This is a genomic window from Natrinema sp. CRL1 (genome assembly GCF_059162405.1).
In genome coordinates this window covers 568,539-581,588 of the sequence record NZ_JBLVOY010000001.1, presented here as the reverse complement: position 1 = coordinate 581,588, position 13,050 = coordinate 568,539, and the positions used below count along the sequence as shown (strand labels likewise).

Genomic DNA, 13,050 nt, shown 5'->3' with positions numbered 1-13,050 from the left:
ACGAACGACACCGCTGCCGCGGTCTTTCGGTAGCGGGCGGCTAGAATCTATGCGACAAACGAGAGTAACTGAACGATGACTCGGACGTTTCGCCGGGACGATGCGACGGCGACTGGGAGTACCGCGAGCGAACCGAACGGACTGGAGACGTTGCTGATCGGGATCGACGCGGGCTGTCTGCCGGTCTTCGAGCGCCTGTTCGACGCCGATCGGATTCCGACCATCGAGCGGCTCTGTTCGGACGGCGTGGCCACACCCCTCGAGTCACAGATCCCGCCGTGGACGCCGAGCGCGTGGCCGTCGATCTATACCGGCGTGAACCCCGGGAAACACGGCGTGGTTGGGTTCGTCGGCTACGATGGCTACGACTGGCACGTGACGAGCAACGACGACGTCCACGAGCACCCGCTGTGGACGCTGTTGGACCGCCACGATCGCTCGAGTGTCGTCGTCAACGCGCCGGTCACCCACCCGCCGGACGAGTTCGACGGCGCAGTGATCCCCGGCTTTCTCGGCCCCGAAGAGCCGCGGTGTCAGCCCGAGGGACTGCTCGACGACGTTCGCGAGGCGATCGGGGAGTATCGCGTCTATCCGAACTACACGCGCGACGACGACTCGCTGACCGACGACGAGAAACTCGAGGAATATCGAACCCTCGTGCGGATGCGCGGCGAGGCGTTTCGCTACCTCGCCGACGAGTTCAATCCGGATTTCGGTTTCGTGCAGTTCCAGAAGACGGACACGGTGTTCCACGAATTCAGCGGCGAGCAGCACCACGTCGCCCCGGTCTACGAGGCGGCCGACGAACAGATCGCAGAGATCCTCGAGGCCTGCGATCCGGACCGGGTCTTCCTCGTGAGCGATCACGGAATGGGGCGATACGACGGCTACGAGTTCCGGGTCAACGAGTATCTTCGCGATATGGGCTTTCTCGAGACGACGACCGGCGGCAAGGGGATGCCGTCGTGGACCCCGATGCGCAGGCGGCTCCGCGAGGGCGAGGAGTGTGACACCTGGGAGCCGGGGCCGGTCGCCCGCGCGGCGTCGGTCGCCGCGCGGTTCGGCGTGACCGCCAGTCGGATCAGGGCGGCCCTCGAGCGCGTCGGGCTGGCCGACGTGGCCATCGAGTACGCGCCGGGCGGCGTCTCCCGGACGGCAAACGAGCAGGTCGATTTCGCCGAATCGGAGGCGTACGTCCGCGCGCGGACCGAACTCGGCGTCCGGATCAACCTCGAGGGCCGGGACCCGACGGGCGTCGTGCCGCCCGAGGAGTACGAGGAACTCCGCGAGAATCTTATCCGGGCGCTACAGGCCGTCGAAACGCCCGACGGCGAGCCGTTTTTCGAGACGGTCGCGCCCCGCGAGCAGTACTTCCACGGCGACGAACTCAAGGAGACAGTGGATATCGTCACGATCCCGACCGACTTCGACCACATGCTCTCCGAGCAGTTGGGCGACGGGGACTACTTCGGCCCGGCGGAGCCGTGGAATCACAAGCTCGACGGCGTCTTCGTCGCGGCGGGCGAAGGAATCGACGCGGATGCCTCGCTCGAGCGGGCTCACCTCTTCGACGTCGCGCCGACGATCATGGCCGCGATGGGGGTCCCCTACAGCGACCGCATGGACGGCAGCGTCGTGCCTGCCGTCGATTCGGTCGACCCGATTTCCTATCCCGAGTACGAGACAGGAGTCGACGAGTCGCGGCCGGCGACCGACGAGGCGGTCACGGACCGGCTGGCCGATCTCGGCTATATGAACTGAGCAGCCAAAGCCGACGGTTTGAGCCAGTACAAGTCACTTACCCGCGGTATAAGTATGGGTCGACGGCCCCGACGACGGCGTAGCCAACGAGATCGAAATGGGATTTATCGCAGCAGTCCACCTCGTCCACGACGATCTGCCGCTGGTACCGACGGTCGAACGCTGTGCCGGCGTAACCCTCAGACTCGAGTACGGGACGACGGTCGACGGGCGACGCCTGCAGTTCGTCTCGGTCTTCGGCGACGGGGACAGAGGAGGGGAAGAGACACGGGAGGACCTCGAGGACGCGATGGCCGCCGATCCGACCGTCTCGGAACCGACCCGCGTCGCGACGTTCGAGAACCGAGATATCTACCGCGTCGTCGTTGAGACTGATCTCGAGATCGTCCCCGACCGGTGTGTCGAGTACGGGCTGTTCGTCTTTACCGTAACGAGCGACGCGGGGGGATGGATCGCGCGGATTCACCTCCCAGACCGGGATGCGCTGTCCGCGTTCCGGGAGCGCTCCCGCGAGCACGGGATCTCGTTTCGAGTCACCCAGTTGTACGACTCCTCGGTCTCGGACGAGCAAGCGTATTTCCTGACCGCACAACAGTACGAGATCCTCATGATGGCCTACTACGCCGACTACTTCGAGGTGCCCCGAAAGACGACCCAGGACGACCTCGCCGAACGCCTCGGAGTCTCGGATTCGGCGGTCTCCCAGCGGCTTCGGCGCGCCATCTCCGAACTGATCGCCGCCACGCTCGAGAACGATCGAACGCCCGCCGAGTGCGGATAAGCTGGTCCACAATATGATGGAAATAATCTAAATATATTGAGATATCCACACCTCCGGCGAATCCGAGCGAGTGACTGAGTGACAATGGTCGGCAGTCGCTCTTAAAAGCTTGCTATCCGAATCCATAGATACTGGATCCCGACATCACTCAGAAAGAAGTGACTTTCAATGTCGGATCGAAGTGATATGCAGCGCTCGAATCGTGACGTTTCTCGTCGTTCTCGGTCGACCGGCGGGGAGGACGGTCGACGATCTGTCGACGGATCGACCCCGCGAACGCGCTCACGCCGGCGGTTTCTGGGCGGAGCCATTGGCGCGTGTGCGGCCGGAATCGGACTGACGGGGACCGCCGGCGCGGCCGCGGACCCGTACAGCCACTACTACGACGATTACGCGACTGTCGTGGACGTGACCGACGCGGGCGCGGACGATACCGGGACCGAATCGATCACACCCGTTCTCGAGGACCTGCGGGACGACGATACCCTACTCGTCTTTCCCGAGGGGGAGTACTTCATGGACGAACAGTTCCGGTTTACTGGCTTCGAGAACTTCGGCGTCGTCGGCGAGAACGCGACGCTGATCCCAGCGAACTACTACGAGTTCGACGGGCCGCAGTATCGGCTGTTCCGTCTCGGCGTCTCGTATAGCCCAGGGAGCCACCTCCGTTTCGAAGGGTTCGACGTCGATCAAACGGCCCCGGACACGGGGATTCGCGTCATCGAAGCCTACGCCGCCGACCGGCTCGAGGTACGCGACGTGACGGTCCGCGGCCAGCACGACAGCGGTACGTGGGGGCCGGGCCTGTTCAACGTCACCGACCCCGACGGACGGGGGATCGTCGAGCGGTTCCGAGCGCCTGACGGGGGAGCGTGGGTCGAGAACACGCCGAACGCAGACGAGCGCTGGCGCGGCCCGATCGGAATAGAGGCGAACGAAACCGAGGGCACGCTCGAGTTCAGACGCTGCTGGCTCGGCGGGTTCCCGAACAACGGGCTCTACGCGGCGGGCGGGAACGGAACGATCGTCGTCCACGGCGGTCTCTACCGGAACAGCAACGGCGCAAACATACGTGTCGGCGGTCGAGGAAGCGAAATCCGGTGGCCAACCGTCGAAGTCGACTCGACGCGGTCGCCGGACAAATCCCAGCGTGGCATCCGGATCGAAAGCGGACGCGACCTCGAGATCCACGGCGCTGCGGTCGAGATCTCCTCGCCGAAACCGACCAGCCACGCGATTTCGGTGATGAACACCTGCAACAGCGCGCGAATCGACAACACACGCATCGAACTCAGCGGCGAGGAGGTAAACCACGGGATCGTCCTCTCGCCGGATTGTGGGGAGGCGACGATCGTGGATACGGAGATCACCCACGACACTGCCGGCGGCTACCCGCTCTGGATTCGGGACAACGACGATGGCGAGCAAGTGCTCGTAGAGACGGTGACGATCTCGGGGAAAGCGGGAGACGCAAGCGGGTTCCGCGACGGGATTCGCTGCGAACGGGATAACTGCCGGTTCAGTCACATCGACGTTACCCAGCACGGACGTGACGGCGTCGACCGAAACGCCGTCGTCAACACGGGCGACGACCTGACGATCTACCGGAGCGACCTGCACGCCAGTCAGTACCCGTTCGTCGACCTCGGCTCCGAGGTGCTCGTCCGCGATTCGACGCTCGAGTCCTCGGAGGACCGCGAGGCCGTCTGTCTCTACTCGTCGTCGACGAATCCGACCTTCAAGAAGAACCGGCTGGTCGGCGGCATCCGCGACCTCGGTGCCAGCGGCGTGACGACCTGGGAGAACACGCTCGAGTAGTCGTCGTCGCACTATAGTAGCCACTGAAACGATTTACACACTGATCGCGACGCAGTCGTGCGATCAGGTGTGCACTGACTTTCAGTGGCTACTATAGCCGGTTTTTCTCCACTCGCTCGTCGCCCGAACCCGCGGCTCGAGCCGGTTTAACCCCAGTATAATAACGCCTCGCTTCGCCCACCGTGAGACCACAGTGAGTCCGTCGGATCGCGACCGATCGTGGGGCAGCGGTGCTATCGAGAGTCGGTTCGACCGCCAGGGGGTGCAACCGTGAACAGGAGTATCGCGAGTGGCGTCCTATCGGTCGTCAGCGCGAAGGTCGTCGTGCTCGTCGTCACCGCGCTCTCGACGCCGCTGCTGTACCGGCTTCTCGGTGCGTCGGCGTTCGGCGAGTACTCGTTTCTGCTCTCGGTCTTCGCCATCTACATGATCTTCGTCAGCTCCGGCGTCACCGACGGCGTCCGCAAGTTCCTCGCCGAGGACCGCGCCGCGGCGGACTGGAGCGAACACGTCGTCGGCTTCTACTTCCGGTTGGCCATTTTGCTATCCGGACTCGGCGCAGTCGCGCTAGTCCTCGCGACGGAACTGGGGATCGTCGACCTCGCGTTCGGGTCGGGACTGCGGCGTTACTTCTACGTTCTCGCCGCGCTCGTGGTGACGGCCCAGTTTCGGGACTACACTCGGAAGACGCTCATGGGCTTCGGCCTCGAGCGATACTCCGAACCGCTGAAGATCCTCGATAAGATCGCCTTCGTCGCGGTCGCCGTGCCGCTGGTTTCCCTCGGTGCCGGGGTGGTTGGCGCGCTCGCGGGCCATCTGGTCGCGAGCACGCTCGTCGCCGTCATCGGCCTCGCGCTCGTCCACCGGCGGATACCGCTCTCCTGTCTCTTCAGCCGGCCAACCGAGCGGTTCCCCCGGAAACAGATGCTCACCTTCAACTCGATGAGCATCGCGCTGGTCTTCCTCCTGATGTCGCTCTATCACATCGACATCGTGATGCTCCAGCGATTCCGGGAGAGCGCGGCGGTGGGCAACTACAAGGCGGCGCTGACTCTCGCCGAATTCCTCTGGTTCATCCCGATGGCGCTCCAGACGGTGTTCGTCCACTCGACGTCGGAGCTGTGGTCCCAGAATCGGCTGGGGGAGATCTCCGACCTCGCGTCCCGGACGATGCGGTACACGTTCCTCCTGACGGCCGTCATGGCGGTCGGGCTCGCGGCGTTGGCGGATGTCGCCGTGCCGATCTACTTCGGCGAGGAAGCCCTGCCGGCGATTATGCCCCTGTTGTTGTTACTGCCCGGCGCGCTCGGGTTCGCGCTCGCGCGACCGATTCTCGCGATTTCGCAGGGCGAAGGAACGCTCCGGTATCCGGTCGCGGCGACCGGGGTTGCAGCCGCGATCAACCTCGTCCTCAACCTCGCGCTCATCCCCCGCTTCGGGATGGGTGGTGCGGCAGTCGCGACCAGCATCGGGTACGGCTCGATGGTCGTCTTCCACTGCTGGAGCGCTCGACTCGTCGGCTTCGACCCGCTCGCGGACGCGCGGCTCGGTCGTGCGACGCTGACGACGATTCTCGCAGCCGTTCCGATCGTCACCCTCTCGACGGCGATCGCGGAGCCGTGGCTCGCGCTCGTCGTCGTCCCGCCTGTCGGGTTCGGGATCTTCGTAACCTTCGCGTTGCTCGTGGGCGCGCTGGACCCGGCCGAACCCTTCGAAGTGCTATCGCTGGCTCCGGATCCGATCGGTGGGAAGGCGGATGCGATCTGTCACCGGCTCGCGGACGGCGGGAACGACGGCCCCGGCCGGAACTGGGTACAGGTCATCCTGTTCGTCGCCGGACTCTCTCTGTTCGTCTCAGGGCTCGCACTGGGGCTGCTCGACGCCGGACTGCAGGGCGTTTCTCCGTAGCGGGACGACCCGAACGGTGATCTGTCGTGGTGCCGAGAACGGTGACGAATCAGGATACTGTGGAGTCCCTCGAGCCACGCAGACTGTTTCGACCACCGAGCGAGAAGCGAGCCTCGAGAATCTGTCACAGACATGCGGAAGAACGAATGTAGCCGAGTGGAGACGACGACGCAACCGACGAGGCTATCGTACCTGCGTTTCGAGGGTTTCGCTTTCTGCCATGTCGAAGACCATCGCGAACAGCAGGAACGCGACGCCGGCGACGAGCAAGAGTAGAATCGTCGATCCCTGTACCGACGGACTGAGCGTCGACAGCGTCGCAACGAGCGTCACGGCGGCGGCGAGGACGCCGGTCGCCGCCAGGCCCGCGCCGACGAAATAAAACAGTGCCAGCGGGTGGAAGTCCAACACGAGGTACTTGGTCCGCAGCCGCCACAGGAAGTTGCGAAGCAGCATGCTCGACACCTTGGGAATGTACTGCGAGTAGGTAATACTCGAGTCCTCCTCGCCGTAGACGGCCGGCATCGCCACGTCGGCGACGCGCATCCCGCGGACGTTTAGCTTGACCAGCAGGTCGTTGCAGTAGCCGTAGTACTCGTAAAGTCCCTCGACATCGATCGCCGCGAGTGCCTCGTGAGAGATTGCGGTGTAGCCGTTCTGGGGATCCATCGTCTTCCAGTAGCCCGACGCGATCTTCGTCAGGAAAGTCAGGATCGAGTTCCCGAGAAAGCGAAAGCGCGGCATCGCCGCTCGGTACTCCCGGGAGAGGAGTCGGTTGCCCTTCGCGTAATCGGCCTCGCCCTCGACGATCGGGTCGAGGAGCCGCGGCAGTTGCGAGAGGTCCATCTGGCCGTCCGCGTCGACGGTGACCGTGGCGTCTACGCCGTCGGCGAGTGCGGCGAGGTAGCCGGTCTTGATCGCGCCGCCGGCACCGCGGTTCTCCCGGTGCTCGATCGGCACGACGCGGCCGATGGCCTCGCGGACCGTCGCGCGACTCGAGAGTGCGGATGCGCCGCCGTCGGCGGCGAGTTGTTCGACCAGCTCGCCGTCACCGTCGCGGCGCTCGCGGTCGGCCGCGTCCTCCCGTGCGGCTTCGTAGATCTCCTCGAGGGTGCCATCGGTCGATCGGTCGTCGACCGCGTAGATCCGGTCGACGAAGGCAGGCATCTCGCGGATCACGTCGCCGACGAACCCCTCCTCGTTGTAGGCGGGGAGGACGACCCCGACGCTCTTGCCTCGATACATCAGCGGACACCCCGGGATGCGACTCGGCAAATAGCCTCGGGCGCGCGCTCGAGTTCGGGCTCGTCGCTGCCACCGAACCGATCCGAACCGCCTGCGTTGCGTGCGGTCATGTTCCCTCCAACAGGTCGGTTGCGGTGACGACATCGACGTCCTTCGCGTCGACGTATGCGAGGAGATCCTCGAAGGCCTTCTCGCTCATCCCGTCCTCGCCGATGTGTTCGAAGTGCAAGACGGCGAGTTGGTCGTAGTCGGCCGCGAAGTCGACGTACGTTTTCGTCTCCTCGCCGGCGCTGCCGGCGAAGAACCCGACGTTGTGGGAATCCGTAAGCGGCAGGCCGTTCGGGCCGCCGCCGAACCGGAACGCCTGCTCGTGATACTTGCGGACGAGGTCGAGGGCGGTCGGACCGAGCACGTTCCGGGGCGTGACGAAGTGGTTCGCGCCGTCCTCGAAGCCGCGGTTCTCGAGGAAGGCATTTGTCCGCCGGATCATCCCCTCCTGCTGCTCGGGGGTGTACTCGTGAAGGAAGCGAGCCCCGGTCCGCGGGCGGGCCGCCATGTCCCAGCCCGCGTCGTGCAGGTCGTAGAGCTGGTCGAGCGTGAGCCGACCGCCCTCGCCGACGGCCTCGGGGATGACCGCTTCGACGCCCGCAAAGCCGTAGGACGAAAGCAGGTCGGCGGCACGCGTTGCGTGACTCTCGAGGGTCCCGTCGAACAGGAACATGACCTTGCCCGTGTCAGGCCGGTCGACCGCCCGGAGGTCGTCGACCAGACAGTCGATCGAGCCGGTGAGGTCGCCGCGTCGCCGGGCTGTCAGGCGAAGTTCGCGCACGTCCGAGAGGTCGGGCTGGCCGTCGATGCGGTCGATCCCGAAGTCGACGCGGACCCATCGATCGGTCGGGCCGGTGAGCGTGCGCTGGACCGCGTAGGCGTCACGCGAGTTCGGCGCGAACAGCTCGAGCGTAAGGTGGAGCTGGTCGCGGCCGGTGAATTTCGTCGCGATCGAGAGCGTCGTCCCGCGCAGATCCAGTCTATCGGGGGCCGTCCGGTAGATTGCCGCGTACTCGGTGTCCTCGGTCGCCGTGAGGCGAGCCGACTGGGAGCCGGCGTAGGGCGCTTCCGTCTCGGCCTCGAGGTCGCCGGCGTCGATCATCGCCGTCCACTCGTCGAGGGCCTCGAAGCCGTCGATCGAGTTACCCGGAAGGTCCGGGCGGTCATCGGCACCGACATCGGGGCCGTCGGTTCCGTCCCTCGACTGCGTTGACGTTGGGTCGCCGTCTGCGCCGCGCCACTCGCGCACCTGCGAGAGGCAGCCGGCGAGCCCGAGCGTACCGGCCGCTGCAACCGTGGTTACGAACGATCGGCGGTTTCGATTCGTCATCGGCCGCGTCGACGGAGCGATCGCTCTTGCTTATACAGCCGTTAGTGCGTTTGCCGCCGATCGATCCCGTTCGGCTCGAGAACGCTCGCGGTCGTCCGAGCGGGCCACCGCAGCCGATATCGTCTGGCCCCCGCGTTTATCCACGCGATAATAATCCGCTCTCCCCGGGAAGATCGGGGAAATGACTCGCGTCAGCGTCATCATCCCGACGTACAACAGAGCGGCCACGCTTTCGCGCGCGATCGACAGCGCGCTCGAGCAGACGATCGACGATCTCGAGGTCGTCATCGTCGACGACGGCTCGACCGACGACACCGATTCGGTACTCGCCACGTACGACGATCCCCGCGTTCGGCCGGTCGTCCACGCGACCAACCGGGGCGCAAACGTCGCCCGGAACACCGGCCTCGAGCACGCCCGCGGGGAGTACGTCGCCTTCCTCGACTCGGACGACGAGTGGCACCCCGAGAAACTCGAGCGGCAGTTCGCGGCCCTCGAGGATCGGTCGGACGACTGGGTCGGCGTCTACTGCGATTCGACTTACGACCTCTCCGGAACGGGCGGCCGGCTTCGGTCGGTCGCCGCGTCCGTCCTCGCCCGGTCGGACGACGAGCCGACACGGGAGGGAAACGAGGAACTGGTCGGCGAAATCCTCGCCGACAACGTCCAGCCGGGGGCCGGATCGACGCTGCTCGTCCGGACCGACATCGCCGAAGCGGCCGGCGGCTTCGACGAGGATCTCGACCGGTTCCAGGATCCGGAGTTCTGCCTGCGCGTGCTCGAACAGGGGAAACTCGCCTTCGTCGACGAGGCGCTTGTCCGCCGTGAGGAAACCGGCTACCCGTCGGCCGACGTCATCGCGACGGCGAGCGAGCAGTACCTCTCGACGTACGAAGACGAGGTCGAGCGCTTCGAGGACGAGGGCTACGAGATTCGCTCGAGTCACGCGATCGTCCTCGCGAAACGTTACTTTGCCGAGGGACGATTCCTGCGGGGCGCGTGGCATCTCAGGAACGCCGCGGTTTCACCGCGGGTGTACCCCGGTCTCTGCTGGGTTGCCGGCTCCGGCGCTCGGCGGCGACCGCTTCCAGTTGTCGCAACGCTCGTTGTCCTCCTCGCCGTGGCCACGGTCGGTCGGTACGGACTCGCTCGGTGAGCCTGCCGGCCGCCCGGCCACCGTTGCCGATCTGAAACGGCCTCGCCGACCGAATTTGACCGGCGCGGACCGTTGCAGGTGTGCAATCGTGTCGTTCCCACCGGTTATCTCACCTGTAGTAAAATCGACCCACATCCACGGCACGAACGGATGAGACGCGATACACTCTCACGGCGATCCGTACTGACTCTCACGAGCGGGTTCGCACTCGCGAGCGCCGGCGTCGCAAGCGTCGTCGGCAACTCGGCCCAAAGTGACGAGGGGGCTATCTCTCGAGAAACCATTGTCATTCGCGAGGGGACCGAAGAGGAGACGACGGCGTACGTGACGACCGCGGCCGCCGAGGGGCCGACGGCGGTCGTCGTCGGCGGGATACACGGAAACGAGGTCGCGGGCTACACGGCCGCGGGCCGGATCGCAGAGTGGACGATCGATGCTGGCACGCTCGTCGCGATCCCCGAAGCCAACGCCGTCGCGATCGAGCGCGGGACCAGAAACGACGCCGAGGGGAACAACCTCAACCGGCAGTTCCCCGAGTCGGAGACGCCGGAAACGGAACTCGCCCGCGCTATCTGGGGCGTCGTCAGCGAGTACGACCCCGATATGATCGTCGACCTGCACGAGTCGACGGGCATCTACGCGGGCGATCCGATGGACGGCGTCGGACAGGCGATCTTCCACTCCGCGGGCGAAGCGGCCACCGACGGCGCCGCCGACGCCGCCGACTACGTCACGCGGACCGCCGTGGACGACCCCGCCCTCGCGTTCGAGACCGGCCCGTTCTCCGACCCCGAAAACGACCCCGCCGGCCTGCTCGCACACAAGACCGCTCGAGACCTGAACGCCGACGGATTCCTCGCGGAGACACTGTCGACCGACGTGGCACTCGAGACTCGCGTCCAGTGGCACACGGCGATCGTCGAGCGACTGTTCGAGGGAAAACTCCTGCTCGAGGATTCCGGCACCGATAGCGGGAGCGCCAGTGTGTCCGACGAACCGGCTGACGAGGAGCCACCGGAGGAATCCGAACCCGACGAGCCGAGCGACGAGGAACCGGCGGACACCGAATCCGACGGGTCAGCTGACGACGATGGCGGCGACGATACCGACTCAGGGGGCGAAGGAACCCCGACCGACGAGTCCCCGGTCGCTCGGATCGAACTCCTCCCGACGTGGCGCTCCGAGACGGCCCTCGAGCCGGGGGAAACAGTCACGCTCGACGCGTCGAACTCGAGCGCTCCAGACGGGGAACTCGTCCGCTACGAGTGGTGTATCGGCGACCACGGCTCGTTCAGCGAGACTGGCGAGACGGTCGAGGTGACGGTCAGCGCGAACGGCGACCACCCGGTCGCGCTGCGCGTCGTCGATGATGACGGCTCGACCGACATCGATCGGGTCACGCTCTCGACGAGCTGCTGACTCGCCGCCGATCCCCGCGTCGTCCATCGCGACGGCAGTGCCGTCGCACGCTTCCCGTCTCGGCCCGGAACGGTATCGTGACTAGCCATAGAACTCGTGATGCGTCGAAAAAGGTCTCCAAACAGCACAGCGGGGGCGACTCTCCTCGTCGAATTCAGCTATTGCTCGTCCGTAGTCGCCAGAGCTCGTCGAACGTAACGACCTCGACGTCAGCATTGTCGATGTGCTCGAGGAGCGATTCGTAATCGCCTACCGGCATCGTGTTCGCCGCGTCGAACGTGTGGAAGTTCAACACCGTACACTGGTTGTGTTGGGCGGCGAGGTCGACACAGCGCTTCGAGATCTCGAGGTCGTGCCCGATCGTCCGCGGCAGCGCCAACGGATCGAAGCCGTAGACGCTCGTCGTGTTGACGTTGCCAGCCTGATTGAACCCGCCGCAGTAGTGGTAGTCAGTCGCGTACTCGAGGCTCGTCTTGTCGTAGCTGTTGTGCGGGTAGACGATGTAGTTCGCTCCCTCGAAGTCGTTGTCGACGAACCAGCGTTTGTCCTGTCTGAGTCGGGCCTCGATCGCCGATTCGTCGTCGAGTTCGTGAATCGGATTGTGCCGCCCGTGGACGACAATCTGGTCGCCTGCCTCCTGTCGTTCTTGCAGTTCCGAGACCGACATGGTGCCATCCTGATTTCGCTCGACCCAGCGCGGCACCGGTGCCTGGACCGCCGGGATCCCGTACTCGTCGTGCAGCGGCGCGGCCGTTTCGTAGTAGTCCCGCGTGCCGTCGTCCCAGCTCAGCATGACGTACCCCTGATCGGGCGTCTCGTGTGTCCGCAGGTCATCGATCCAGACCTCCGCCTCCGACATGGAGTGTAGCACCTGAATCTCGAGTCGGTCGAGGTGATCCAACGCGGGTTCGTACTCGCTTTGCTGGAAGACGCCCGGACTCGAGCGGAACCAGCCGACATCGGGCGACCGATACGTGATCTCGCGCAGCGAGTACACCTTCTCGCTCCCGAACTGGTCGACGAGACGCAGGTTGATGGTGAGGCTCTGGGGCGTCGTCGTCTGAACTGCAACCGAGAGGTCGATGTCGGTCAGGTCCTCGCCCTCGAGGCTCCGCTGGGCGACGATGTTCTCGCTGCCGTTCGACTGAAGCTTGAAACTCTGGTCGCCGTCGAAGACGACGTCCGTATCCGCCTCGCCCGACCCTCGACCGACGCTCCACGCGTCGAGGTCGCTGAAGTCGTCGAACGACTCTCCCGGCTGGCGATACCGTTCTCGGCTGTCGAACTCGGTCTCGAGCGGCGGCACGCCGTCGGCAAGCCCCGGGACGGTCGATTCGTCGGGATCGCCCGACGAGTCGTCCGATGAGTTACCGCTAAGTTCGTCGGATGCCGACTGGAATCGGTCCGCACAGCCGGCCAGTCCGGTGAGTCCGGCGGCACCCGACAGTGCGAGGAACCGACGTCGTGTCGCGCGGTTTCGTGTCATTGGCGGGCCGAAGCTACCGACGGTGATCCCATTATTATAGATTTGATAGGCGACATCGAGACCGGTTCAATTCGTCCTGGACGCGTCGACTCGGCGCT

At 65.3% G+C, this 13,050-nt stretch carries 9 protein-coding genes; 6 read left to right on the top strand and 3 right to left on the bottom strand.

The genetic code is table 11. From position 1 onward, the window contains the following. The first annotated feature begins 75 nt into the window (after positions 1-75). The 4 genes from ACJYUO_RS03090 to ACJYUO_RS03075 all read left to right on the top strand — a co-directional run bounded on the left by ACJYUO_RS03090 (position 76) and on the right by ACJYUO_RS03075 (position 6,268). Positions 76-1,761 carry an alkaline phosphatase family protein gene (locus tag ACJYUO_RS03090; protein ID WP_494343943.1) on the top strand — a complete coding sequence of 562 codons (1,686 nt, stop codon included), beginning with the start codon at positions 76-78 and terminating at the stop codon, positions 1,759-1,761. Between the two features lie 97 nt (positions 1,762-1,858). Beyond that, the gene (locus tag ACJYUO_RS03085; protein ID WP_494343942.1) at positions 1,859-2,542 is read left to right on the top strand and encodes a helix-turn-helix domain-containing protein; all 684 of its coding nucleotides are present in this window, start codon (positions 1,859-1,861) and stop codon (positions 2,540-2,542) included. A gap of 309 nt (positions 2,543-2,851) precedes the next feature. Then, a complete protein-coding gene (locus tag ACJYUO_RS03080; protein WP_494344426.1) occupies positions 2,852-4,360 on the top strand; it encodes a right-handed parallel beta-helix repeat-containing protein in 1,509 nt (502 codons plus the stop codon). Between the two features lie 270 nt (positions 4,361-4,630). Beyond that, complete coding sequence (locus tag ACJYUO_RS03075; RefSeq protein WP_494343941.1) at positions 4,631-6,268, top strand: flippase; 1,638 nt, start codon at positions 4,631-4,633, stop codon at positions 6,266-6,268. A gap of 183 nt (positions 6,269-6,451) precedes the next feature. Here ACJYUO_RS03075 and ACJYUO_RS03070 read toward each other — a convergent pair whose 3' ends face one another. Both ACJYUO_RS03070 and ACJYUO_RS03065 read right to left on the bottom strand, forming a co-directional pair. After that, positions 6,452-7,513 (bottom strand): glycosyltransferase family 2 protein, encoded by a 1,062-nt coding sequence (locus ACJYUO_RS03070; RefSeq protein WP_494343940.1) that lies wholly within the window; start codon positions 7,511-7,513, stop codon positions 6,452-6,454. Between the two features lie 106 nt (positions 7,514-7,619). Continuing rightward, entirely contained in the window at positions 7,620-8,891 is a 1,272-nt protein-coding gene (locus ACJYUO_RS03065; RefSeq protein ID WP_494343939.1) for a polysaccharide deacetylase family protein, read from the bottom strand. 181 nt (positions 8,892-9,072) lie between these two features. On the opposite strand from ACJYUO_RS03065, the gene ACJYUO_RS03060 reads away from it, so the two are divergent. Further along, on the top strand, positions 9,073-10,047 hold the full coding sequence (locus ACJYUO_RS03060; protein WP_494343938.1) for a glycosyltransferase family 2 protein: 975 nt from the start codon (positions 9,073-9,075) through the stop codon (positions 10,045-10,047). 150 nt (positions 10,048-10,197) lie between these two features. Then, positions 10,198-11,466: a PKD domain-containing protein gene (locus ACJYUO_RS03055; RefSeq protein ID WP_494343937.1), complete on the top strand. Its 1,269-nt coding sequence runs from the start codon at positions 10,198-10,200 to the stop codon at positions 11,464-11,466. Between the two features lie 154 nt (positions 11,467-11,620). Here the strand turns inward: ACJYUO_RS03055 and ACJYUO_RS03050 are convergent, their stop codons facing one another. Continuing rightward, a complete protein-coding gene (locus ACJYUO_RS03050; RefSeq protein ID WP_494343936.1) occupies positions 11,621-12,952 on the bottom strand; it encodes a polysaccharide deacetylase family protein in 1,332 nt (443 codons plus the stop codon). Positions 12,953-13,050: the final 98 nt, after the last annotated feature.

Bases quoted from the DNA above. Each gene is read 5' to 3' on its own strand.
- ACJYUO_RS03090 (WP_494343943.1), top strand. From the start codon at position 76: ATGACTCGGACGTTTCGCCGGGACGATGCGACGGCGACTGGGAGTACC.
- ACJYUO_RS03085 (WP_494343942.1), top strand. From the start codon at position 1,859: ATGGGATTTATCGCAGCAGTCCACCTCGTCCACGACGATCTGCCGCTG.
- ACJYUO_RS03070 (WP_494343940.1), bottom strand. From the start codon at position 7,513: ATGTATCGAGGCAAGAGCGTCGGGGTCGTCCTCCCCGCCTACAACGAG.
- ACJYUO_RS03065 (WP_494343939.1), bottom strand. From the start codon at position 8,891: ATGACGAATCGAAACCGCCGATCGTTCGTAACCACGGTTGCAGCGGCC.
- ACJYUO_RS03060 (WP_494343938.1), top strand. From the start codon at position 9,073: ATGACTCGCGTCAGCGTCATCATCCCGACGTACAACAGAGCGGCCACG.
- ACJYUO_RS03055 (WP_494343937.1), top strand. From the start codon at position 10,198: ATGAGACGCGATACACTCTCACGGCGATCCGTACTGACTCTCACGAGC.
- ACJYUO_RS03050 (WP_494343936.1), bottom strand. From the start codon at position 12,952: ATGACACGAAACCGCGCGACACGACGTCGGTTCCTCGCACTGTCGGGT.